The following is a 22,857-nucleotide window of genomic DNA, read 5'->3' on the forward strand; positions in this document are numbered from 1 at the left end:
TATAATATAGTTCTCTAAAAATAGAAATTATGCTAAAAGAAAACTTATTTATAGCTGAAAATCAAGGTTTAGATATAGATGAGCAAAAGAAAAATGATATTTTAAGTTTCATTGAATCTTGCAACAATTTTCAGGATTTTATAAAAAAACTAGAGGAAGAAAATTTAATCTGGTATTTTATTGGTCCTTTACGCAAAGATAAGGACATTAAAAAACAGATAAATTTAAAGTGGGAAAATGAGTTTCAAAAGTTTGAGCAATTAATAAATGAAACACATAGAAAATTTGAAGAATCTTTACCAGGTGAAAATTTCTTAGTATATACAACAAAAGATAATGACTTTAAAATTAGGTTTGAAAATAAAGAAAAACCAATAGAGATTAGCGCCCTTTTAAGAGCCAGTGACGAAGGTAAGGTTTATAACCTATCTTTGGGGAAAGATAGTCAAATAACTGCAACCAAAAAAGGCAGCGAAAGGCACTATAATTTTGCTGGTTCAAGCTCATGTAAAATGACCATCAACTGGCAAGCTAAGGATTCTAAAGGCAATAACATAAACTGTAGCATGACTGTAGAAGTAAATTCTAAGGGCATAAAAAGAGTGACTGCTGAGCCAAAATTTGGTGATTTAATTTTCAAAGATTTAGAATCAGAAGAAACAAAAAAGAAAATATTAGAATTAGTAGAACAAAACACAGAAGTTTTTATCAACGGAAAAACTCTGCATCAAGCTTTCAATGAAATGGGCAAAAGTGTGAACAATCAGCAAACACCAGCAGAGGAAACATTTACAAAAGATTCACTGCAGTCAGCTACACCAAGTAGCAGTGGGTATTCTTCTCTTAGTACACCTTCTTCACGCAGAAGTTCTTTGTCTATTAGTAGTGAATTTAATGGTGAAGATGAAACATTTGAGAGCAACACGTTTGATGAAGAAGAGAACAAACAAGAAGGAAATGAGTTACAGGATAGAATAGGGGAATTAGAGGAAGAAAACACATATCTCAAGGAGCAAAGCGCAAAGTTAAAAAAACATAATACAAGGATAACAGAAGAAGGTGATGAGGAACTAAATAAATTAACCAAGGAAAAGCAAGATTTGGAAAAAGAAGTCACAAGACTTAAAGATGAATTGAAAAGAAAGGAAAAAGAGTTAGCTGAAAAGGATCAAGACATTAAGCAATTAGAACGAAAGGTAAGCACACTAGAACAAAGTCAAAAAAATAAAAATGCTAGAATAACAAATTTAATTAATCAATTGAAAGATAAAAAAAGTGAGGTTCAGTCAACAAATAGAACAAATGAGGAACTACAGAAAAAATTGGAGCAAAGTGAAGCCAAGTTAAGTGCACTAGAAAGAAAGAATGCAAATTTGGAAAATGATCTAAAGAGAATATTGGCAGAAGGTTCAAAGGATAATCATGAAAGGCAGTTGGCAGAACAATTGACGGAAGCAAAAGAGAAAAACAATACATTGACTAAAGAGCTGAAACAATTGTCTCAAGAATTCAATGAACTAAAAAAAAGAAATGAAAATTTAGAGAGGGAAATTTGGCAACTTAAATCTGGAAAATCACTTGCGGATGAGATGAGTGAAGTAACTACGAAAGTAGCTACTTCAACTCAAACTGAAGTTGAATATGAAAGTAGAGGAATAGAGGCAAGTGATCACGAAACTACAGTTCCTAAAACACAAGACCAAGGTACAAATGCAGGTGTTGATGCATCATCTTCAACAGATCAAAAAAAGACTAAAGAAATGGAAGTTCAAACTGAAGAGCAAGTGATTGATTTATACAATAAAGAAGGCAAATATGTCAGAACAGAACTATCAGATCCAAACACAGTTCCTGCTAAGGCTACGGAAAAATCTACCCCTTTAGGATGATGAGTTTTTGCTTCAACTATAGCTAATCCAAACGAGATATTATATTGCAATAATCACTAATTTTCTGTGCTTTCAAAAAAACACATCAAGCAAAATCATTTGAAAGCAAGTGGACATTGTTAGGTGAATTAACCCTAACTTAAGAATCAGATATATACAATATTAGTATGTTTAATTAATAGTGAGGTTAAAAATGTCACCTAGTGAAATAAAATCTAACTCACGTCCTGTTGAAGCTCAACAAGATAATTTGGGTGTTAGTACAATTATGCAAGATTCATTAAGTGCAGATATTGTTCATGATTCTAAAAAACTAAAGGAAAGAATTACTGACTTGTTAAAAGGAGATACAGAATTTTCTAAAATGAAGCAAGGAGATAAGGCCCTTGTAGTAGGTACAGCAAGTGGATTATTTGCAGCAGTGATACCACTTTTGGCAGTTGGTGCAACACTTGCTATACCAGGTGCTATAGTTGGTCTTACCTTATATTTCGCTGTGAAAGTTGCTGTAAAAGCAGTTCAATCTGGATATAAAGGACTCAAATGGTCAGCAGAAAAAACAGTTGAAGGAGCGAAGCATATTGGCGGAAAAATCAAAGATGGTGCTGTATATGCCAAGAATTCGGTAAAAGAAACTGCAAGTTCTGTAAAACAGGCAACACAAGAGAGAGCTAGCTCTACATTAAGAAAAATGGGGGATAACATTCAAAACCTTGGAAGGAAGATGAGTGATAGTGGTGCAAGCATGTCTAGTTTAGATGGCATCGCATATTCAATAGGTAATGAAGATCAAACTGTTATTTTGAAAACAAAAGAAAAAACGAGAAGTTTTAATAGTGTAAAGGAAATGTTTGTCAAGGAAGTTTTTGAAGACAAAGGTGTGAATAGCTCTGCTTTAACTAGGAAAATATTTTCTAAGCTGGGGGAAAAAATATTAGAGAAAGCTTATTCTGTTGATGGTCAACACAGTGCCAAAAAGGACCAGTTGATCAACCGATTGAAGCAGCAAATAGATTTTATCAATAAATTAGATGCTAAGAAGTTGCAACATTTGTTAGCTAAAGATAATAGCAGCCTATATGAAATTTTTTCTGAACATCATAATGAGATTAAGGAAGTTATTAGAGAATGCAAGGAAGAGCATACTCGTTTTAATACTTTAGAAAGGCTTAATAAGTCAGCAAAAAGGCATAAAGCAAGTTCTATGAATTCACTGGAAAATAGCTTATCAGGTAGTAGTTCAACGAGTTCTATAAGTACTGTTAGCAGCGAAGCGGAGTTGTTAAACCCTAGTGAGCATAAGGAAGTAAAAGCACTTACTTCATTTTGGAGCAAGTTGTCATCATCTCTAAAAGGTGGCAAAAAGCCAGAGGAAGCTACTTATATAAGATATCAAGATTCTGAGTTGGATCAGATACAATCTGCGGAGATAGGAAATAGCCGTTTTTATGTTGCTCCGGAGAAACCGCCAAGAAGCAATTCAATGGGTTCTTTAAGCACTGACAGTACTGCTACAACTTCTAGCTTTGCCAGTTACCGTCGTAATTCTGATAGTGGGTTCAATTCACCAAGTTCTTCTCCGCAACATGGTATGTTCACTGAGAAAAATGGCAAGTTAAAAACCCAAGCTGACTTAAGAAAGACAGGTTCTTTGGACAAATTGGTGGGACCTTCTTCAACAGTAACTGCTGAAGTTGATGTAGAGCATAAAGCTCCAAAAGTGAAGATATAGAGAGTAAACAAAACTATCTATCTTCTTAAAAAAGATGTTACTCAGTGAGTAACATCTTTTTTTCATTTGATCAAAAACATTCGCTTGTTTATGATCAATTGGGAACGTTCAAAAAAGTGTGTCAAACCGTATTTTTAATTCAACTCAATTTTTAATCTATCAGGAAAAAAGATATCAAGTTGAGATATAGTTAAAGCCCAATTAGGTAAAGCCATAGCCCATTTTTGCTCTACTTTTTTTATAGCACAATATACCTGTTTATACAAGGCATTTGTATTAGTAAATGAGCCTTTGGTTTTAGTAAATTTTCTAATCTGTCTGTGCAGTCCCTCAATAGGATTAGTGGTATAAATTAGCCTCCTAACAGGACCTGAATACTTAAAATAACTGGACAAATTTTCCCAATTATTCTGCCAAGATTTTATGACTAATGGATACTTTTCGCCCCATTTTTCCTCCAGTTCAAGCAAATAATTTTCGGCAATTTCTTTACTTGAAGCACGATATATTTTTTTCAAATCATTCATGAAAACTTTTACATCTTTGCTAGATACATATTTCAGTGAATTCCTTATCTGATGCACTATACATAGTTGTACTTCTGCTTTAGGAAATATACTATTTATAGCTGTAGAAAAGCTTTTTAGCCCATCAATGCAGGCAATTAGAATATCTTCTACTCCTCTTTCTTTGAGGTCATTTAGCACTCCCAACCAGAAATTAGCTCCCTCACTTTCAGCCAAATAAAAACCTAATACTTCTTTTCTGCCATTTTGATCTATGCCTAATATGTTATACATACACTTGCTTACACAATGTCCATCCTCCTTAACCTTAAAAAACATGCCATCCATGAACACTATTGGATATACTGATTGCAGTGGACGGCTGCGCCATTCATTGATTATTGGTAGCAGTTTATCAGTAATACTGGATATCTCTGCTGCTGATATTTTGTGGTCATATATTTCCTCAACGTGTGAAGCTATGTCTCTGTATCCCATGCCACTGGCGTATGTACTTAATACCTTTGCTTCAAGTTCTGGATGTAGGCTTGTTTGCCTTTTTCTAACTATTTGTGGTTCAAAACTTCCCTCCCTATCTCTTGGTGTTAGCAGCTCAAATGAGCCTCCACTCGTGCGTAAAGTTTTTGCGTTTCTCCCATTTCTTCGGTTATTTTCTTCACTTTTAGCTGACATGTGGTTTTCTATTTCACCTTCCAGACTTGCCTCTAGCAACCTTTTTATAAACGGTGTTAATGCTCCATCTTTTCCTGTCAATGGTTTTCCTTCTCGTATAGATGACAGGATATTTGTTTCTAATTCTTTATAATCTACCAACCCATTAGTTCTATTTGCTTGACTCATATCAAACCTCCATTTTTTATATCAATTTATTACTTTACTTCTCGGTTTGACACACTTTTTTGAACGTTCCCAACTCACTCAAGGCCGGTGTCTCTATTGATGTTATCGCCGAAATCACAGGCCTTTCTTTAGATGAGATTAAGAAATTAATTTAACCTTATCCCGAGTCAAATGACCTTGAATAGAAGTATTATTTAAACAACTCTTAGGTTCTTGCTGCTCTTTTACATTATTAACTTCTAATCTACCATCTCCGTTGTGCTCTATTGATTGATTTAGCAGACCCTTATTAAATTGAGCTATAAACTTGTCAAATTTCTTTGGACTTAATTTACCAGCTTCTTCACCAGGACATCCTTTCTCTATGTATGATTTTAAAACCCCTGAAATCTCATTAAATTTACCAGCCATGATTTTTCTAGCAATCTCTTTTTGCATTCCCATATAATCAATATTTAATCGATGTATTGATACACCACTTTTTAATCCAGCTTGCTCTACTACTTTCTCAAATTCTTCTATAATATTTAATACATAGCCCTGTGCTTCCAATGGTGACATAGACTGATCTACTGTGGAAATGTACTTCTGACCTGTGATTTTCCTTATAGACGTATCAAGCAGTAGAATTGTACCATTTATATCGATCTGTGAATAATATATTGGCTCTAAGTTGTTTTTGGTTGTAGATGTTTCTTCAGATAATTTTGCCATAGAAGCAGGCCATACTGAATTCACTACTCCCGATACCAATAAACTACCTTTTTCTTTTGTCCAACTAAACAAATCATTTATCCATAAAGATGGCTTGCTTATTCCACTTGTAGCTTGATTGTTTTCTATTGTAGGATTATCATTTTCAACACTACGACCAGTGCCTTCCAGTTCAAGATGAGCAGAACTCATGTACCTTTGCTCTTCACTATGATGACGACGCTTACGCTGTACAGGTTTTTCCTGCTGTTTTTTCCTTAACAAGCTTACCACTTCTAACTTGTCGTATTTCTTTGCTAATTCTAAAGGTGTTAACCCATCATTATTCTCAGCGTTAATATCAGCCCCTTTATCTAAAAGCTTTTCTACTACATTTGAATGACTATATCTTGCAGCTAAGTGCAGAGAAGTATAGCCACCATCGTTCTTAGCATTAATATTACTCCCCTCCCTAAGAAGCTCTTCAACCTTACTAAGATCACCTTTTCTTGCAGCATTAATTAATAAATTATCATTATCGTAAACCATTTATACTCCTAAATGAAGATCAAACTTTCAAGGTACTGAATAAAAATAAAACATAATATTTGCAATATTTTTATACATAAAGATTTAATAAAACAATTAAAATGATTCTTAATTGTTGAAATCTGTCAATTTCTAATTTCAATTTTTTTTAAAAGCAATTCTATAGTTTTATTAACTTAATACTACTAATAACTTCAATAATGCAGCCACTTTCAGCATCAAAACTAGCAAGCGTGAGAAGAGTTTGTTTTGGGATGGATTGGTTAGCCTTACAGTATACTTTGAGCGTATTGCATAATATTGCAACAGACGTTATAATGCTTTTCATCTATCTGGGAGTGTTATAGAGGCAAATAAGAAAGTCTTCTGTTATAGTGAATATGTTCTTGAAAAATTACGTAATATATGCTAGGCTGTATATAGTATAAATGTAAAAATATCAATAACTTATTGACATTTTTTAAGATTAATACTTATTAAATACTTCATGTTGTAAGATTGGGTTATTGTGTTTTATAGACTTAAGATAAAATAGTAAAAAGCTTTCTAAACAATTATAGAAACAGTAATTCAATTAATGGAGGAAAAGCAATGAAAAATTTTTTAATCAATAACAACAAAGAGGACGGTAGCTCAATCTTCATTAATCGAATCAGGGAGCAAGATCTCTCTGCAGAGCAGAAGCTCAATGAATTAAAAGGATTCATGGAGGAGCTTGCTAGGAAAGCTGAGCTCAAGAGAATAGAGCTTGAGCGTCAGGCTGCGAGTTGCATTGATGAAACATTATCTCAAGTAGAGCTACAGATACAAGATAATGAGGATTACTTTACTGATGATAATCAAGGGGTATTCGCAAATTTCTTTGAATCCCTCTTTAATCTTTTTGAAGTAAATGTAGATCCGAAAGTCTACAAAATGCTCAAGGAGAAGAAAGAGAAAAATCTGCTTCTTTCGATAATTAAGTTTTTGCGTGATAAGCTTAAGGAATTAGTTAAAAAGATCTTCAAAAAAGATTTAGATTTAAGTTGGGATAAAAGGCTAGACAAAGAGATAAAAGAATTGCAGGAGAAATTACTCAGTGGTGAGTTGTCAGAAGAAGAGTTTGCAAGGGTGTTCGAACGTCTACAAGCATTGACGAATCTAAAATTCAAGTTACAAATGGCAGTTACCGGATGGATTGTTACAATGTTTGCAGAGATGTTTGGAGTTGAGCTAGCAGCTATAGTAGAGGCATCTACAGAAGAAGATAAAAAAGCAGAAAAAACATCATTAAAGGAAGAAAATAAAGAAGTTTATGGAAACGTAGAAATCAAGGTAGATGAAAGAGAAAAACCTAAAGTCCCAGTTTCCCTTTTTGAAGTTTCACCCGGATTTGTAAGACCAGTCCCTCTGAGCAGACCAGAACTAGATCTTTTATCAAATTCTCTGAAAGGTCTGATGCCTCCTATGTTTAAGGAGGTTAATGAGAATCTTGAGGTAAAAGAAGCAAAACCAAAAGTGGAAGAAGAGAAAAAAGCGAAGCCGGAGGCACCGAAGGTAGCTGTGTGTCCATCGAAAGTTCCGGAGAAGAAGCCTGTGGCAAGTGGAATAAAAATTTATTCTTCTAAAGGTTTAGAAAAGAATATTAATTTCGAAAAATGTGATACGAATACTAGTGTTAATGGAAGAGGCACCACGTCTACCAATAAATGTGGTACTACTAATGATTTTAAGGAAAAGGAACTCAAGCCTACTAATGAGCAAAATTTTGATGGGAAAGAATCTAAGTCTCCTGATAAGCAGAAAACGGATGACTCTTACGCTAAGCTTGCAAAAAAAGTTGCTGAAAGGAACGCTCGAAGATCGTCAGCTAATATTAAGCACGATTATCCAATTGATAATTGGCAAGCTCCATCAGAAACTAATAATAATGGAAAGTCTAGTGCTGCAAGTGATGCTCAACCACCAAAAGGATTGACTAATGATGTAAAAGTTGAGAAATGTGTAGAAGGTCCATCAGTAGGGAAGACATAATCATGAAAATACCAGTGTCTGGGCACTGGGATGACACCCGTAACCTTGTCATTCCAGTGCGTGACACTGGAATCCAGGGGGCATATAGATAGATGTCGACAGTTCGTCATTCCGCTACGTGTTAGCGAAATCTAGAAAACTTAAGTTTTATGAAAAAAGAGTGAATAAAGTTTTATGCTAAAAAATATAAAAAAAGTGCTTGCACTATAATTTATTTTTAGTACATTAGTTACATAATATTTTTACTAGAGGTTAATATGCATGGTAGTAATGATAATGGTGGTAGTAATAAGTGGATTTCAGATAAAAATGTTGAGTGGATTGGGCCTGATAAGTATAAAAACTAAGGGTGGCTACGTGAAAGTAGTAAGCCTAACACACAACTGGGTAGTAGTGGTGCCACTAGTGCCGGTAGTAATAAAGATAAAGGAAAAAGCAAGTAGTGTGGTTTCTTAACAATTTTTAATAGAGGTAGTTATGGCTATAAAAGAGCTGGTTAATGCGTTTAACTTAAATAATTATGCTTGTGATAAAATCAGTACTAATTTTACTGTAGAAGGTAAAAAGATTGTTGGTTTATTTGCTAGCAGTACTAATATAGGAGAATATCTGCAAAGAATGGAAGAGAAGATAATAAAGCGGCACTATGTTACTAGAGAGATAGCAAGTGAATTCTATAATTTTAACTATTTCCCATTTGTTCTAGGTGCTAATCCTAATAAAGAGTATTTAGATAATGGCATAGTGAAAGTAAAGCTTGCAGACTCTACAAATAATGAAGTAATTCGTAACTTGAAGGTTCATTTTACTAATGAGTTTAAGAGGGCTGTAAGATCCAAAGTGGTTACATGTCTACAAAAAGAAGTAGGGATATCTGAGGAAGAAGCATATGAATGGGTCGATGAAACTGTTGGAACAGGAGCAATAGGCATGTCTTATTTATCCTGTATAGCTTTTAGCAACGAATACCTTAAGAGGGAATATGATTTAGAGACTTTTGAATTTTTTAAGCAAGCATATATTAAAGAATTTAACTCAAGGTTAGAAAACTGTGGCATTAAGAGTTCAGACTTTTATGAATATAGAGATGATGTGTTATATATTAAAGATGTGAGTGATAAGGTAGTCAGGAGTGTGGCAGAATATGTTAAAGGGCGAGTAGCGCTTTATTTGGGAACTCCAGGCGCAGAAGATCCTAAAGTCGAAAATTTTAAAGATGTTCTTAGCGATTTTATTTTTAAATTGACAGGGAAATCAATTGATGCCTATGAGTATGATATTTTTACGGATAAAAAGAAAATAGAGAATGGTAATGATTTTGTCCTTATACCTTTAACAAAAGGATATAGTGGTCAGCTTGAATCTTTAAAGAATAAGGATGTGTACAGAATTAATATAAAATATAAAAATCTTATGAATAATATCAGAGGCAAGACTGCAAAATCAGATGTTGCCAGTGATGAACACTCAGTTCATGCTATCTCTAATAAAAGAATTGCTCAGTTACTTCCTGAAATTATGCAGTCTCCAATTGCATATAATCAAATAAACGGATGTTTTGAATTTGCAGTCGATCTTGAGAATTTTAAGAGACGTGGCTCGAGTCGATCCTCCTCAACAGTAACTTCTCCTACATATGCAGAACAACCAAGAACAACTCCTGAACAAACTGGAGCTAGGTTTTTTGCATCTGAAGAAGATAGAGATAGTGGTATTGGTGAGTCACCTCCAAAACCTAAAGATTCTGTTGCACCTTCTCCAAGTGGTGGTCCAAGTTCTTACTTCACTGAATCATTATCACCGACACAGGAGTTTCCCACACGAGGTCAGAATGTAGTATTAAAGGATTCTCCCAGGCAAGAGTCGGAAAAGTTTCCTGTGTTGCTGCCTCTGCCGTTAGGTATAACGGGTGTTCCTGGAACGAGTAAAGAATTTTTCGCCATCGCCACAGCTGAATTCTACTGCAGTGAGTTATGGTATTTCAGCGCCATCTTCATCATCGCGCTTTGTAAGTTCTGCTAAAAATGTGCAAGCAGGGACTAGTCAGCCAATAGGCTTTTGGTCATCACAAAGCAGTAATTTAAAGGAGGATTGTAAAAAGATTTGTGAGGATTTTGGCGAGGCTTATGAAAAAATTGAAAGTGATTCATCACTTTCAAAGGAAGAACAAGAGTTGTTTAAAGCATTGCTTTATGTGTTTAACTTCAATAATCAGATTTTGGAATGTCATCATACTAACTTTATTGTAGAAAATGGGAAGATTGCTAGTTTAATTGATGATAGTGTTGGTGTAAAAGAATATTTACAGGCGGTAAGAGATTATACGATAAAAGAGTATTATGTCACTGAGAAAGAAGCCTGTGATCTCAATGAGTTTCCATTTAAATTTTTTTCTAATTGTAAGAAAAACCAAGGAACAACAGTTGTTGCTAATATAAGTCGTGGTGCCTTACTTAACTTAAAAGAACTTTTTATTTGGAATCATAGGGGAAAAGTAGAAATGAAAGATATCGACATTAACATCGTCAAAAAGGCAGTGAAATCTAAAAAGGACGAATGGGTAGATTCCCAGGTGAAAGAACGTAGGGCACGCCCTCGCGAAGCAATTACAACCTGTTATCCCGATGAAAGCAAATTAGAACATATTCCAATTATAAAAGGCAAAGATAAATACTACCTTAGCCGTACTTTTGAAACTTGGGAAGTAGAGTTGTTTATGGAAGAGCGATGGCCTGCTAAAGGTACATCAGTAGCTGGAAAGGGAAGCTCCAAAGCTGAGGAGAAAACAAGTGATTATTACTCGATGTCGGAGCATACGGATCATGAAGAATTATCACTGCAGCAGCAAAATTCTTCGCAGAACACTAGAGGAAGATTGCCGAGACGTAAGTCTTCATCGCCTGAAGATGGAGGTACTCCAATAAAGTTTCCGAGAAGAGAAAGCAATAATTCACCGTCTGAAGAAGAAGGAGGTTTACCACGCTCAAATTTTTCTGATTCCGAATCCCAACTCTGCACGGAGTTCCGCGGGGCCAATTTAAGAAGGAGGTAAGAGACTTTTTTGAAGGTAATTTAAATTTAATCTAATCTACTGTTCTAAGCCACCCAAGTGTTTTATTATGGTTGGGGCCAAAGCCCTGACCCTGGGGATGCTGTCGGTGGTTTTTCTTTTCCATTGCAGATATTGCACCGTACTATCCACTTGATCATCGTGGCGAGTTTCTGGGAACATTAAAATCTCATACTCAAAATCATTGAGCCATACCGTTTGCTGTGGCAGAAAAACCCTGCCAGACTCTATCATCGGAACAATTTGATAAAATCGAGTGAGTTTGTCATTGTGTGGCACAATTTCAATAATGGGTAGATCGCTATTTGCCTTTAGCTCTTGTATTAATTGTTGACCACTCGTTTTTGCTTCAATCAAAATTGCATGTAGTGCCCATCTTGCAGCTATAGTATTTCCTAAAGTAAATGATAAAGGTATAATAAAGTATTTGAGTTATAATGGCATATAGTGTGGATTTAAGGGAAAAGGCAGTATTGATGATAGAAAAAGGTAAGACAAAGGTTGAGGTAGCAGAGCTTATGGAGATAGGAATAGCAACTCTGTACCGTTGGTTAAAAAAGAAAGCTGCTGGTGAAAGCCTCAAGCCATCTAAAAACGGTAGCTTTATTCGAAAAATAGACCCCAAAATACTCGAAGAATATGTTACAAAGAATCCAGATCATACTCTGGCAGAGATGAAACAAAATCTTGGATTTGGAATAAACTCAATTTGGTATAGACTAAAACAGCTAAAAATTACTTTAAAAAAAAGTCACACTATATCAAGAGCGCAATCAAGAAGATAGGGAGCAATTTATTGATAAAATCTCAAAAATAGACCATTCCAGCATCTTATATATAGATGAAGCAGGAGTTGATAATAAGTTATACCGAGAATATGGACGCGCTCCAAGAGGAAAGAAAATTTATGCAGATATTCCAGGGAGAACTCGAGAGAGAATCAGTATAGTAGCCGGGTGGATTGGAAAGAGATTTATTGCACCAATGACTTTCAAAGGTGGGTGTTGACAAAGAGGTATTCAATACATGGTTGGAGAAGATGTTATTACCTAAATTGCCACTTGGCACAACTATAGTTATGGATAATGCTACATTTCATAAGACCACTAAAACAAAATCATTAATAGAGTCTTTTGGCTGTCATTTGCTGTATCTTCCAACATATTCACCAGATTTGAATCCTATAGAATACTGTTGGCATACCATCAAAAGCCGCCTCAGACCTCTCATGTATAAATATACAGACTTACAGCTTTTGGTTGGTAATACCATAATGGAACTTTATCATCCATTTTAGAAAATACTATAGTGACAGAACTTGCTCTTTAAGCTTTGGATACTCAAGCTTTGCTTGATATACATCAAGTAGATAGAATTTATTATCTATTTTTGCCCAGGTGGTGCAGACGCTAAAGTCGCTGGAATCGTTTGTTGAAACTGCAGTGTCCCAGCTTTGAGTTACATGTGAGAGATTATCAGGGAAATTTTTATAGCGCTTTAGCCACTCTTGTTTAATTATACCGCTTGAAAGCGGCAGGGGGTTTTATTGATATTGAGCAGCAAAAGCGTAACTCCCGAGTTCAACTTTTATCATCTCAACTTCTTCTCTTCCTTCCTCCAGGGGATATAATAACTCATTCTCTTCTCTTGAGTATAATACTCTTGCAAGTAGTGTCATTCCAGCACTTGGTGAAGGTAATGTGGTAGAGATGGAGGAAGTCAGGAGTGGAATGCAAGTGCAGCAGTATCATCATTTTCACCAAAAAGATTTAAACCTTCTCCTCCTCATTAAGAGGGGTTCAGTAGAGATCATAAACTTTAACCCTCCTATTTAGGTTTAACTACTAGAGTCGTACTTGTGAATTTCTCGTATACAGCTCTTCAGTGTAGTATTGACAGCATTTTTGATTACTGCTATCTAATTCTGAGTACTATCAATCATTCCGAACCCTTCATGCTGTCTTTCATCCTATATGTTGACCTCTATGATGTTAGCCATAAATCAAATAGCTTTCAATTTGCCTTTAAGCTCAGGAACTTCCTAGAAATCACACTTTTGAACTCTGTATTATTTTTTGTAACATTGTCGTAGGAGTTAAATTTTGCAACGCTTGCAAACGTTCGAGTATTGCTATTTCCTCTTCCGGAGATAACCCACCACTGAGTAATTTCTCCTGCAATTCTTTTATCTCTTTGTCTAGCCTTTTATCCCAACTTAAATCTAAATCTTTTTTGAAGATCTTTTTAACTAATTCCTTAAGCTTATCACGCAAAAACTTAATTATCGAAAGAAGCAGATTTTTCTCTTTCTTCTCCTTGAGCATTTTGTAGACTTTCGGATCTACATTTACTTCAAAAAGATTAAAGAGGGATTCAAAGAAATTTGCGAATACCCCTTGATTATCATCAGTAAAGTAATCCTCATTATCTTGTATCTGTAGCTCTACTTGAGATAATGTTTCATCAATGCAACTCGCAGCCTGACGCTCAAGCTCTATTCTCTTGAGCTCAGCTTTCCTAGCAAGCTCCTCCATGAATCCTTTTAATTCATTGAGCTTCTGCTCTGCAGAGAGATCTTGCTCCCTGATTCGATTAATGAAGATTGAGCTACCGTCCTCTTTGTTGTTATTGATTAAAAAATTTTTCATTGCTTTTCCTCCATTAATTGAATTACTGTTTCTATAATTGTTTAGAAAGCTTTTTACTATTTTATCTTAAGTCTATAAAACACAATAACCCAATCTTACAACATGAAGTATTTAATAAGTATTAATCTTAAAAAATGTCAATAAGTTATTGATATTTTTACATTTATACTATATACAGCCTAGCATATATTACGTAATTTTTCAAGAACATATTCACTATAACAGAAGACTTTCTTATTTGCCTCTATAACACCTGCAAATCATATAATAAGAGAATATTATAATGTTAGTGTAATATTATACAATGCACTAAAAATATATTATAATACTAGCATACTATTGAATTGATACTGAGATATTCCTTTGCTTGATCAGTTAAAACACGTCCTCTTGGTGTGCGCTTTACGAAACTGACCTTGATTAAATAAGGTTCTACTGTTTCTTCAATATTGCCAACATCTTCAGATAGTGCAATAGATATGGTGTCAATTCCAACAGGTCCTGAGGTGTTAAACAAAAATCTCAGATAATCCATATCTAATTTATTTAGTCCCATTTTATCTATACCCAATTTTGATAGTGCAGAACCGGCAATTTCACAGGTAATTTTTTTATCATCTTTTACTTCAACAAAATCTCTTATTCTTCTGAGTAATCTCAAAGCAATTCTTGGAGTACCACGGGCGCGGCAGGCAATTTCCTGCACAGCATCCTTTTCGATTTCAGCACAAAGAACTCTTGCACCTCTTTTTATAATATCAACCAGTTCCTCAAAAGAATAAAACTCAAGATGCAGGGGAATACCAAAACGATCCCTCAGCGGTGCAGAAAGCAGTCCAAGCCGTGTTGTTGCCCCAATCAGTGTAAATGGTGGTAAATCTATTCTTAAAGTTCTGGTAGATGGGCCCTCACCTACTAGTATATCTAGGCAAAAATCTTCCATAGCAGTATATAAAACTTCTTCAATGCTACGATTTAATCTATGGATCTCATCGATAAATAGAACATCTTTTGCATTTAAAGTAGTGAGCACTGCAGCTAAGTCCCCAGCTTTACTAAGCAATGGACCAGAAGTTGCACGAAAGCTAACCCTTAACTCCTTAGAGACAATTTGTGCTAAAGTTGTTTTACCAAGCCCTGGAGGACCATAGAGCAATACGTGATCCAAAGCTTCAGCTCTCGTCTGTGCAGCATTTATAAACACTTTTAAATTTTGTATTAAGTCTTTTTGCCCGACAAAATCATCAAGTTGCTCAGGCCTGATATTTAAATTACGTACATCTTCAGAGTATTCCTTACTACATGATATTGACTTCATATTGTTTTAAGCGCCATACGAATAATATCTTTAGTGTCCAAGTTTGGTGATTCATCTTCTATTTTTTTTATTGTATCATAAGCTTTTGTTCTTTCATATCCAAGATTGATCAAAGCTGAAAGAGCATCTTCACTAATTGAGTGAAAATGATTGTTATTTGTCTCTAATTTACTTACTTTGCCATTCAGCTCAGTAATAATTCGATTTATGAGTTTCAGGCCAAGTCCACTCACCTTAAGTGCTAGTTTATCCTCATTTATAATTGCCAAAAACAGTTGCTCTGGAGTTAATTTGCTCAAAATTGACATTGCGGTTTTATAGCTGACACCGCTCACTTTAACTAATAAACGCAGATACTGCTGTTCTTCTTTACTTATAAAGCCATATAGCTGAGTAACGTTTTCTCTGCTATTTGCATAAGTGTCGATAAGTAATTTTACTCTACTTCCAATCGAACAAGCACTTAAAGTTTTGGCTGAAAGATATACTATGTAGCCAACATCATTCACATTCAGGATTATGTGATCGCTACACACCTCATCAACTATTCCGCTTAGATTTCCTATCATTTCTAGTACTTTATAAAATTCAGTTTAAATGCTCCTGAATCTTAGGTCAAGCAAACGAACATTATAGAAGTGGTTCCAGTTTCAATCATTGTAGACAGGTTTGCAGGAAATCTATTTGAATATATTATTCCGGACCAGTATGTGACTGGACCACGGAGTTACTTCAGCACCAGAATTGCGGTCTATTAACTAAGTAATAGAAATTTCTATCTTTGGTAGAATAAAGGTAATTGTTTGCTGTTTGCGAAAATATTTGCATAATTTAAGTAACATTACTTGATAAGAATTAACTATGGAGCTTAATAAGATTGCAGCATCGATTTTACTTTCTGGATTAATAATTATGATAGTTAGTAATGTAGTTGATATGCTCTATAACCCAGAGGATTATAAAATTGAACACCAAACAATAGTGGCAGCCAGCAATGAGCCTCAGCAAAAGATTGAACAAGTGGCACTTGATATTGGGGAGCTCATGAAAAATGCTAGCTTTGAAAAGGGGAAGTCAGCAGCAAAAAAATGTATAGCTTGCCACAGTTTTGAGAAAGGTGGAATGAATAAAGTAGGACCAAACTTGTGGAACGTAGTTGAAAATAAAAAGGCCCATCTTGGCAGTTCGTTCAATTACTCAAAAGCACTGCTTGAAAAAGGTGGGAAATGGGAATATGAGGAGTTATTTGCTTTTTTAAAAAATCCAAAAGCCTACATAAAAGGTACACGTATGGCATTTGCAGGTATTTCTAATCCACAAGAGATTGCAGATCTAGTCAGCTATTTGCGTTCGATGAGCGATAGTCCGGTTGCCTTGCCAAAGTAGTATGAATTATTGTAAATTACTCGATGGAAGTAATGGCCATATAGCATATCGAAAGCTACAAGGAAAGAAGGCTTCTATAGTTTTTCTTAGTGGTTTTGCATCCAATATGGATGGAACTAAAGCAACTGCCGTTTACAAATTTTGCCAAGAAAATGATATAGCACTTGTGCTCTTTGATTATTTTGGCCATGGTAATTCAAGTGGTGATTTTGCTGATTATACAATAAGTGATTGGCAAAAAAATTGTGCTAAAGTGATAAGTGAATTAACTATCAATAAACAAATAATTATAGGTTCAAGTATGGGAGGATGGCTGATGCTGCTCACTGCCCTTCAATTTCCAGAAAAAATTGCAGCATTAATCGGCATATCATCTGCTCCTGACTTCACTGAAGATTTAATATTCAAGCAATTGTCAGACAAGCAAAAAGAAGAGCTAAGCTCTAAAGGTGTAATAGATTTTACTTCGGAGCATTGTGCATACAAAATAACTAAAAATTTGATCGAAGACGGCAGAAAGAATCTTCTTTTAAATAAAAAAACAATAGATGTAAACTGTCCTGTGCGCTTGCTGCATAGCATTAATGATCAAGATGTTCCTTATCAAGTTTCATTAAATTTAGCTAAAAAAATCAAATCAACAGACGTTGAAGTACACTTAATAAAATCAGCAAAACACAACATGTCTGATAATTATTCACTGAAAATTTTATTTAAGACCATCAGAGAATTTTTGTCAGGAGAAATATATAATTGAAGTAATTTAGATGTGTTTGTCGTAAGAACTGCAGTTATAGCTTCAACAGTAGGCGCTATTCTTGATCACCTCAACATTTTCTCTTGGCAGTTCTTTAATAAATCGAGAAGTGCGCATTGGTTGCCACTGATTATTAATCTCCCTCCTATCTGCACATGAAATGACTAACCTTTCTTTGGCTCTGGTTATGCCAACATATGCAAGTCTTCTCTCTTCTTCCAAAGCTTTACCACTTTTATCTTCAAAAGATCTTTGATGAGGAAATAATCCTTCTTCCCAACCAGGTAAAAACACGCACGGGAATTCAAGCCCTTTAGCCGCATGAAGAGTCATAACATATACATTGTCATCGCTATTCATATTATCCACTTCCATCACCAAACTAATGTGCTCCAAGAAGGTTATAGCGCTGTCAAAATTCTTCAAAGATGCAATGAGCTCTTTAACATTTTCTATTCGCGCTAAACCCGTCACTCCTTCATTCTCAAGCATTTCCATATATCCTGATTGATTTGCTACGATTTTAACGAATTCATGCAGCGGTTTTACGCTTACTATTTCTTCCCAAGCTTTAATTTTATTTAAAAAATCATTTAGTGAGAGTTTAATTCTTTCGGTTACTTGATCACTATTAACCAATATTTTTGCTGCCTGAAAAAAAGAAATTTTGTTATCCTGAGCAGTCGTGTATATTTTCTTTAGAGTTGTAGCTCCTATGCTTCTTTTGGGACGATTTACGATCCTTTCAAAAGCGAGATCATCATTATTATTTGTAACAAGCCTCAAATATGCAATTATATCCCTTATTTCTTGACGTTCGTAGAATTTTACGCCACTTATAATCCTATAGGGAATTGAATATTTTATAAAATACTCTTCGAGCACTCTAGTTTGAAAAGTCGCTCTTACGAGCACTGCAATGTCACTAAATCTGTATTTATTGAGCTTTAATATCTGTTCGCTTATGAACCTTGCTTCAGCTTTCCCGTCCCATAATTTTATTAGATTTACCTTTTCCCCTTCAATGTTTGTTGTCCACAACTTTTTTTCTAAGCGAGTCTTATTGTGATTGATAACATATGATGCAGTTGCAAGTATGTGGGATGTTGACCTGTAGTTACACTCCAGTTTAACGGTTTTTGCATTTTTAAAATCATCGGAAAATTTCAAAATATTTTCAACTTCTGCACCACGCCAACTGTATATCGATTGATCGTCATCTCCTACACAACAAATATTTGAGTGCTCTTTTGCAAGGTATTTTAGCCAAAGATATTGTATTGCATTTGTATCTTGATATTCATCTACCATGATATATTTAAACTTGTTTTGGTAGTAGGATAGAACCTCGGTCTTTTGATTAAAGAGTTGTATGTTATATAGCAATAAGTCACCAAAATCGACAGAGTTAAGGAATTTTAACCTTTCCTGATACTGGTGATAGACTTTGAGTGCAGTTACGTACACTGGCCTAAATGATTGAACGTCTTCCACTTCAGACGGCAATAAACACTTCTCTTTCCACTGCTGGATGATATTCATAATGGTCTTACATTTTTCTGATAGGTAATCAGGGCTTATTTCATTAATAATATTTTTTATTACCTGTAATTGATCATCCACACCAATGATTGTGAAATTGGAATTTAAGCCCACAATTTCAGCATGATGACGTAAAATTTTTGCTGCAATTGCGTGGAAGGTGCCAAGCCATGGTATATTTGTGCCCGTAAGTTCAAGCACTCTTGATATCATTTCATTTGCTGCTTTGTTCGTGAATGTAACTGCTAAGATCTCATCGGAGTAAGCGTAGCCATTTCGAATTATGTGCGCTATTCTTGAAGTGATCGTTCTTGTTTTTCCCGTTCCGGCTCCTGCCAGTATTAAAATTGGTCCATCTATGTTAGTTACAGCTGATTGTTGTTCTGGATTTAGCAGCGAGAGATAATCGTTCATTGCAGCACTATAGATTATAACTTCGTAAAGTTAAACCTATGATCGAAATATTGTAAAGGTCTTATTGAACATAACAGTCAACTCATTCAAGTACTACATATTTAAGCGTAGGGATTTGTATCTATCTTATTTGAGTAATTAGTGTATGCTGAGTAACAATAACTTGATTTGAGATATTGGCATCAAAACTTCTGCTTGTTGGATGAATAGGTGGAGTTTGAAATGGCTTAGACTTATGATTCAATTCCTTCATCATTTCCTCAGCTTTAATAGGAAGTTTTTCTGGAATATAGAAGTTATGCATTTCAGGTCGTTCAGTGAAATTTTCATATATTTCTTTCAACCAAGCTCCAATATCATATATAAAACCATATGCTTTTTCTTTAAATTCTCTCCATGATCTGCCTAAACTGGCTAGTGTATTATTGAAGTAAATTGTCACATAATCTCTTGTGGTATATTGATAACTCTCTCTATTTAATTTTTCACTTTGCTTGTCACAAGTTTTGAAGTAACCAAATATGTTATACATTTTGAGCCATCACTAACTATTAATACACATATACTATAAGTTAATAAATTAAAACCATCAAGAGTGTTTATTGCATTACTGAGAAAATGCTCTATTTAAAATGGAGCTGAAGCTTGTAGTAGAATGTTTTCAAACGTTTAATATAATATTGACTTTACAGCAATAATTACTTTAAGTTAGTAGCTATTGTTGCAGTTAAAGTATCAATGCCTTTTTTCTTTTATTCTTTTGCAATTCTAAGCATTTTATCTGCTGTTTGTGTAATTAGCGTAAGGAATCCTGTGCATGCAGTGTTGTTTTTAATTTTCACTTTCGTTAACTCTGCAGTTCTTTTTATTCTCCTTGGAGCTGAATTCATCGCTATGATGGTGCTGATAGTATACATCGGTGCGGTTGCAGTGTTGTTCCTCTTTGTAGTTATGATGCTCGATATTGACTACATAAGGTTGCGCCAGGGTTTTGCGAAGCATTTCACTCCTGGTGCTATATTATGTGTTGTGTTTTTTCTGATTATCAGTTTTGTAATCCGCAGCTCAACGCTGAATATAAGTAATGTTATAAACTATAATGCCAATAACGTGAAAGCTATCGGTAATTTGCTCTACACTGACTACATGTACGCTTTTCATCTTTCTGGTATTCTGCTGCTTGTTGCAATTGTTGGTGCAATTGCTCTTACTTTGCAGGACAAGAAAAAAGGAGTTAAAAAACAGAATGTATTAAAGCAATTGACACAATCTTCATCTGTAAAATTGGTTAAGGCTAAATTTGGAAAAGGAGTAGAATGGAAATAGGATTAAATCATTTTTTGATAGTTGCTGCTATTTTGTTCACTATTGGAGTGTGTGGTATTTTCATCAACCGTAAGAGCATAATCAATATACTGTTATCAATAGAAATATTATTGCTGGCGATTAACATCAATTTAGTTGCTTTTTCTGCCTTTATGAATGATATAGTTGGGCAAATTTTTGTGATGTTTGTGTTGACTGTTGCGGCAGCAGAGTCAGGAGTTGGGCTTGCAATATTGGTTGTATATTATAGAGGTCGTGGCAATATAGATGTTGAACAAGCGAACTTAATGAAAGAATGAAAGTATGATGGATATACTGAAATTAATAGTATTTTTGCCACTCTTTGGTTCGCTATTTGCAGCACTTTTTAGAAAAAGTCAGTTAGTTACAACGGCGGGGATTGGAATATCTGCAGTTTTATCTTGGTATGTTTTTCTCACCTTCTCTGAAAATTATCACTTGAGTTTATTTCCTCTATTTTCATTAAGTGTATTAAAAGTAAATTGGGCAATTAGTGTGGATGCTCTCTCATCCTTAATGCTTATTGTTATTACCACTGTTTCACTAGTAGTCCACCTCTATTCTATCGGTTATATGGAGCATGACAAAGGGAAGTCGAGGTTTTTTTCTTACCTATCGCTATTTACGTTTTGCATGATTGTGCTGGTTGTAAGCGATAATTTCGTGCAGCTTTTTTTTGGCTGGGAAGGGGTTGGCCTGTGTTCTTATTTACTCATAGGATTTTGGTTCCAAAAATATTCTGCAAATAATGCAGCAATTAAAGCATTTGTTGTGAATAGGGTAGGAGACTTTGCACTATTGATTGGAATCTTTCTTATTTATTATACATTTCACTCTTTGAATTTTACTGAAGTTTTTGACACAACTGATCTTCTTGGCACGCAGAACATTAGGGCATTCTGCTGTGAATTTAAAATAATTCATATAATATGCATATTACTTTTTATTGGCTGTATGGGTAAATCTGCACAGCTTGGTTTACATGTTTGGTTGCCCGATGCAATGGAAGGGCCAACCCCTGTTTCTGCACTCATTCACGCAGCAACGATGGTAACAGCAGGTATATTTTTAGTAGCAAAATGTTCTCCATTGTTTGAGTTATCAAATGTGGCACGAGAATTAATAGTTATCGTTGGTGCACTTACTGCTTTTTTTGCAGCCACCGTTGCGATTACTCAGAATGATATAAAAAAAATAATTGCTTATTCAACCTGCAGTCAACTTGGTTATATGTTCATGGCATGTGGGCTTTCTGCTTACAATGTTGCTATTTTTCATTTAATGACACACGCTTTTTTTAAAGCTCTACTATTTCTTGGTGCTGGCAATGTAATTCATGCAATGCATCATGAGCAAAACATTCAGAAAATGGGAAATTGCTGGAAGAAAATCCCTTGCACTTACACTCTCATGTGGATTGGGTCTCTTGCGCTTTCTGGAATATTTCCATTTGCAGGTTTTTACTCAAAGGATTTGATAATTGAACATGCTTATAGCACGGATAGCTTTGCTTTTGTAATAAGCTTAGTTGTTGCATTCTTCACAGCGTTTTACTCTTGGAGGTTATTGCTTCTTGTGTTCCATAGCCAAAAACAAAGTAAAATTAATATACATGAAGCACCGAAGATTATGCTTATACCATTACTGATACTTGCTTTTGGATCGGTATTTTCTGGAGTGTGGGGAGCAAATATTTTGAACATAACTAGTAATGCGTTTTGGAAATCAAGTTTAATGGTGATTGATGAGCATGGAGTTCATAATTTCTTTATAAAACTGCTGCCAACCTTAGCGAGCCTAAGTGGAATAGCACTTGCGTACCTAATTTACCAATATCAAGTAATTAGGCAAATTAAGAGTAAATTTTTACTTAAGTTTTTGCAGAATAAATGGTACTTTGATGAGGTGTATGAGTTTGTTATAATTGCACTGATAAGGTTTATATCTAGGCTTCTATGGAAGTTTGATGTTAAGGCTATTGATTCATTTGGACCAAATGGTGTTGTAAGGTTGGTTAATGAATGTTCAAAAAGTTCTATAAAGTTACAAACTGGTTATATATTTGATTATGCATTTATTATGTTTGTTACTTTAATAATCGGTGCTTTATATATTATTGGAATTAAATAGAA

19 protein-coding genes and 4 pseudogenes are annotated in these 22,857 nt (G+C 34.8%); 14 read left to right on the forward strand and 9 right to left on the reverse strand.

All coding sequences use genetic code 11. The features are described 5' to 3' along the window. The first annotated feature begins 29 nt into the window (after nt 1-29). The gene (locus tag OM962_RS01685; RefSeq protein ID WP_264330600.1) at nt 30-1,889 is read left to right on the forward strand and encodes a coiled-coil domain-containing protein; all 1,860 of its coding nucleotides are present in this window, start codon (nt 30-32) and stop codon (nt 1,887-1,889) included. 193 nt (nt 1,890-2,082) lie between these two features. Next, nucleotides 2,083-3,621, forward strand: coding sequence for an actin-bundling T4SS effector WalE1 family protein (locus tag OM962_RS01690; RefSeq protein ID WP_264330601.1), 1,539 nt, complete (start codon nt 2,083-2,085; stop codon nt 3,619-3,621). Between the two features lie 134 nt (nt 3,622-3,755). Here OM962_RS01690 and OM962_RS01695 read toward each other — a convergent pair whose 3' ends face one another. Beyond that, nucleotides 3,756-4,988, reverse strand: coding sequence for an IS256 family transposase (locus OM962_RS01695; RefSeq protein ID WP_264330447.1), 1,233 nt, complete (start codon nt 4,986-4,988; stop codon nt 3,756-3,758). Between the two features lie 71 nt (nt 4,989-5,059). Between OM962_RS01695 and OM962_RS01700 the strand changes: the two are divergent. Beyond that, nucleotides 5,060-5,143: pseudogene (locus tag OM962_RS01700) on the forward strand (Rpn family recombination-promoting nuclease/putative transposase); the annotation flags it as partial. Here OM962_RS01700 and OM962_RS01705 read toward each other — a convergent pair. After that, on the reverse strand, nt 5,127-6,230 hold the full coding sequence (locus OM962_RS01705; protein WP_264330602.1) for an ankyrin repeat domain-containing protein: 1,104 nt from the start codon (nt 6,228-6,230) through the stop codon (nt 5,127-5,129). The pseudogene OM962_RS01700 and the gene OM962_RS01705 sit on opposite strands and share 17 nt — an antisense overlap. A gap of 591 nt (nt 6,231-6,821) precedes the next feature. Between OM962_RS01705 and OM962_RS01710 the strand changes: the two genes are divergently transcribed. The 4 genes from OM962_RS01710 to OM962_RS01725 all read left to right on the forward strand — a co-directional run bounded on the left by OM962_RS01710 (nt 6,822) and on the right by OM962_RS01725 (nt 11,295). Next, complete coding sequence (locus tag OM962_RS01710; protein WP_405196969.1) at nt 6,822-8,243, forward strand: DNA topoisomerase 2-like domain-containing protein; 1,422 nt, start codon at nt 6,822-6,824, stop codon at nt 8,241-8,243. 276 nt (nt 8,244-8,519) lie between these two features. After that, complete coding sequence (locus tag OM962_RS01715; RefSeq protein WP_264330603.1) at nt 8,520-8,699, forward strand: hypothetical protein; 180 nt, start codon at nt 8,520-8,522, stop codon at nt 8,697-8,699. A 21-nt stretch (nt 8,700-8,720) separates the two neighbouring features. After that, entirely contained in the window at nt 8,721-10,265 is a 1,545-nt protein-coding gene (locus OM962_RS01720) for a hypothetical protein (RefSeq protein ID WP_264330604.1), read from the forward strand. Next, a complete protein-coding gene (locus tag OM962_RS01725; RefSeq protein WP_264330605.1) occupies nt 10,210-11,295 on the forward strand; it encodes a hypothetical protein in 1,086 nt (361 codons plus the stop codon). Before OM962_RS01720 ends, OM962_RS01725 begins: the two co-directional genes overlap by 56 nt. A gap of 36 nt (nt 11,296-11,331) precedes the next feature. Here OM962_RS01725 and terL read toward each other — a convergent pair. Next, a pseudogene (gene terL, locus OM962_RS01730) lies at nt 11,332-11,703 on the reverse strand (phage terminase large subunit); the annotation flags it as partial. 47 nt (nt 11,704-11,750) lie between these two features. On the opposite strand from terL, the gene OM962_RS01735 reads away from it, so the two are divergent. Together OM962_RS01735 and OM962_RS01740 are read left to right on the forward strand one after the other, a co-directional pair. Then, nucleotides 11,751-12,098: an IS630 transposase-related protein gene (locus OM962_RS01735; RefSeq protein WP_213864026.1), complete on the forward strand. Its 348-nt coding sequence runs from the start codon at nt 11,751-11,753 to the stop codon at nt 12,096-12,098. Between the two features lie 212 nt (nt 12,099-12,310). Continuing rightward, nucleotides 12,311-12,610, forward strand: coding sequence for a transposase (locus OM962_RS01740; RefSeq protein ID WP_264330606.1), 300 nt, complete (start codon nt 12,311-12,313; stop codon nt 12,608-12,610). Nucleotides 12,611-12,619: 9 nt separating this feature from the next. Here OM962_RS01740 and OM962_RS07670 read toward each other — a convergent pair. The 4 genes and pseudogenes from OM962_RS07670 to ruvA form a co-directional block, all read right to left on the reverse strand. Next, nucleotides 12,620-12,973: pseudogene (locus OM962_RS07670) on the reverse strand (phage terminase large subunit); the annotation flags it as partial. A gap of 436 nt (nt 12,974-13,409) precedes the next feature. Then, nucleotides 13,410-14,021 (reverse strand): annotated as a pseudogene (locus OM962_RS01750) (hypothetical protein); the annotation flags it as partial. Nucleotides 14,022-14,289: 268 nt separating this feature from the next. Further along, on the reverse strand, nt 14,290-15,279 hold the full coding sequence (ruvB, locus tag OM962_RS01755; protein ID WP_264330608.1) for a Holliday junction branch migration DNA helicase RuvB: 990 nt from the start codon (nt 15,277-15,279) through the stop codon (nt 14,290-14,292). Beyond that, nucleotides 15,276-15,848, reverse strand: a complete 573-nt coding sequence (gene ruvA / locus OM962_RS01760) for a Holliday junction branch migration protein RuvA (protein ID WP_264330609.1) — start codon at nt 15,846-15,848, stop codon at nt 15,276-15,278. The genes ruvB and ruvA overlap by 4 nt, the downstream gene beginning before the upstream one ends. 292 nt (nt 15,849-16,140) lie before the next feature. Between ruvA and OM962_RS01765 the strand changes: the two genes are divergently transcribed. Together OM962_RS01765 and OM962_RS01770 are read left to right on the forward strand one after the other, a co-directional pair. Then, nucleotides 16,141-16,665, forward strand: a complete 525-nt coding sequence (locus OM962_RS01765) for a c-type cytochrome (RefSeq protein ID WP_264330610.1) — start codon at nt 16,141-16,143, stop codon at nt 16,663-16,665. Nucleotide 16,666: 1 nt separating this feature from the next. Continuing rightward, on the forward strand, nt 16,667-17,422 hold the full coding sequence (locus tag OM962_RS01770) for an alpha/beta hydrolase (RefSeq protein ID WP_264330611.1): 756 nt from the start codon (nt 16,667-16,669) through the stop codon (nt 17,420-17,422). Between the two features lie 42 nt (nt 17,423-17,464). On the opposite strand, the gene OM962_RS01775 is transcribed toward OM962_RS01770, so the two are convergent. After that, nucleotides 17,465-19,378, reverse strand: a complete 1,914-nt coding sequence (locus tag OM962_RS01775) for an ATP-dependent helicase (RefSeq protein ID WP_264330612.1) — start codon at nt 19,376-19,378, stop codon at nt 17,465-17,467. 121 nt (nt 19,379-19,499) lie between these two features. Beyond that, nucleotides 19,500-19,910, reverse strand: a complete 411-nt coding sequence (locus OM962_RS01780) for a WD_0964 family protein (protein WP_264330613.1) — start codon at nt 19,908-19,910, stop codon at nt 19,500-19,502. A gap of 206 nt (nt 19,911-20,116) precedes the next feature. Here OM962_RS01780 and OM962_RS01785 point away from each other — a divergent pair, with 206 nt between their 5' ends. From OM962_RS01785 to nuoL, 3 genes are read left to right on the forward strand one after another with little or no spacing between them, the layout of a single operon-like run. Next, on the forward strand, nt 20,117-20,704 hold the full coding sequence (locus OM962_RS01785; protein ID WP_264330614.1) for an NADH-quinone oxidoreductase subunit J: 588 nt from the start codon (nt 20,117-20,119) through the stop codon (nt 20,702-20,704). Further along, nucleotides 20,695-21,003 carry an NADH-quinone oxidoreductase subunit NuoK gene (gene nuoK, locus OM962_RS01790; protein ID WP_264330615.1) on the forward strand — a complete coding sequence of 103 codons (309 nt, stop codon included), beginning with the start codon at nt 20,695-20,697 and terminating at the stop codon, nt 21,001-21,003. The genes OM962_RS01785 and nuoK overlap by 10 nt, the downstream gene beginning before the upstream one ends. A 4-nt stretch (nt 21,004-21,007) precedes the next feature. Continuing rightward, nucleotides 21,008-22,855 carry an NADH-quinone oxidoreductase subunit L gene (gene nuoL, locus OM962_RS01795; protein WP_264330616.1) on the forward strand — a complete coding sequence of 616 codons (1,848 nt, stop codon included), beginning with the start codon at nt 21,008-21,010 and terminating at the stop codon, nt 22,853-22,855. Nucleotides 22,856-22,857 lie beyond the last annotated feature (2 nt).

This window comes from Wolbachia endosymbiont (group B) of Erebia ligea, assembly GCF_947179575.1.
GTDB lineage: Bacteria > Pseudomonadota > Alphaproteobacteria > Rickettsiales > Anaplasmataceae > Wolbachia > Wolbachia pipientis_C.

Coding starts and splice junctions, on each gene's coding strand:
- OM962_RS01685 (WP_264330600.1), top strand. CDS start 30: ATGCTAAAAGAAAACTTATTTATAGCTGAAAATCAAGGTTTAGATATA.
- OM962_RS01690 (WP_264330601.1), top strand. CDS start 2,083: ATGTCACCTAGTGAAATAAAATCTAACTCACGTCCTGTTGAAGCTCAA.
- OM962_RS01695 (WP_264330447.1), bottom strand. CDS start 4,988: ATGAGTCAAGCAAATAGAACTAATGGGTTGGTAGATTATAAAGAATTA.
- OM962_RS01705 (WP_264330602.1), bottom strand. CDS start 6,230: ATGGTTTACGATAATGATAATTTATTAATTAATGCTGCAAGAAAAGGT.
- OM962_RS01710 (WP_405196969.1), top strand. CDS start 6,822: ATGAAAAATTTTTTAATCAATAACAACAAAGAGGACGGTAGCTCAATC.
- OM962_RS01715 (WP_264330603.1), top strand. CDS start 8,520: ATGGTGGTAGTAATAAGTGGATTTCAGATAAAAATGTTGAGTGGATTG.
- OM962_RS01720 (WP_264330604.1), top strand. CDS start 8,721: ATGGCTATAAAAGAGCTGGTTAATGCGTTTAACTTAAATAATTATGCT.
- OM962_RS01735 (WP_213864026.1), top strand. CDS start 11,751: ATGGCATATAGTGTGGATTTAAGGGAAAAGGCAGTATTGATGATAGAA.
- ruvB (WP_264330608.1), bottom strand. CDS start 15,279: ATGAAGTCAATATCATGTAGTAAGGAATACTCTGAAGATGTACGTAAT.
- ruvA (WP_264330609.1), bottom strand. CDS start 15,848: ATGATAGGAAATCTAAGCGGAATAGTTGATGAGGTGTGTAGCGATCAC.
- OM962_RS01765 (WP_264330610.1), top strand. CDS start 16,141: ATGGAGCTTAATAAGATTGCAGCATCGATTTTACTTTCTGGATTAATA.
- OM962_RS01770 (WP_264330611.1), top strand. CDS start 16,667: ATGAATTATTGTAAATTACTCGATGGAAGTAATGGCCATATAGCATAT.
- OM962_RS01775 (WP_264330612.1), bottom strand. CDS start 19,378: ATGAACGATTATCTCTCGCTGCTAAATCCAGAACAACAATCAGCTGTA.
- OM962_RS01780 (WP_264330613.1), bottom strand. CDS start 19,910: ATGTATAACATATTTGGTTACTTCAAAACTTGTGACAAGCAAAGTGAA.
- OM962_RS01785 (WP_264330614.1), top strand. CDS start 20,117: ATGCCTTTTTTCTTTTATTCTTTTGCAATTCTAAGCATTTTATCTGCT.
- nuoK (WP_264330615.1), top strand. CDS start 20,695: ATGGAAATAGGATTAAATCATTTTTTGATAGTTGCTGCTATTTTGTTC.
- nuoL (WP_264330616.1), top strand. CDS start 21,008: ATGATGGATATACTGAAATTAATAGTATTTTTGCCACTCTTTGGTTCG.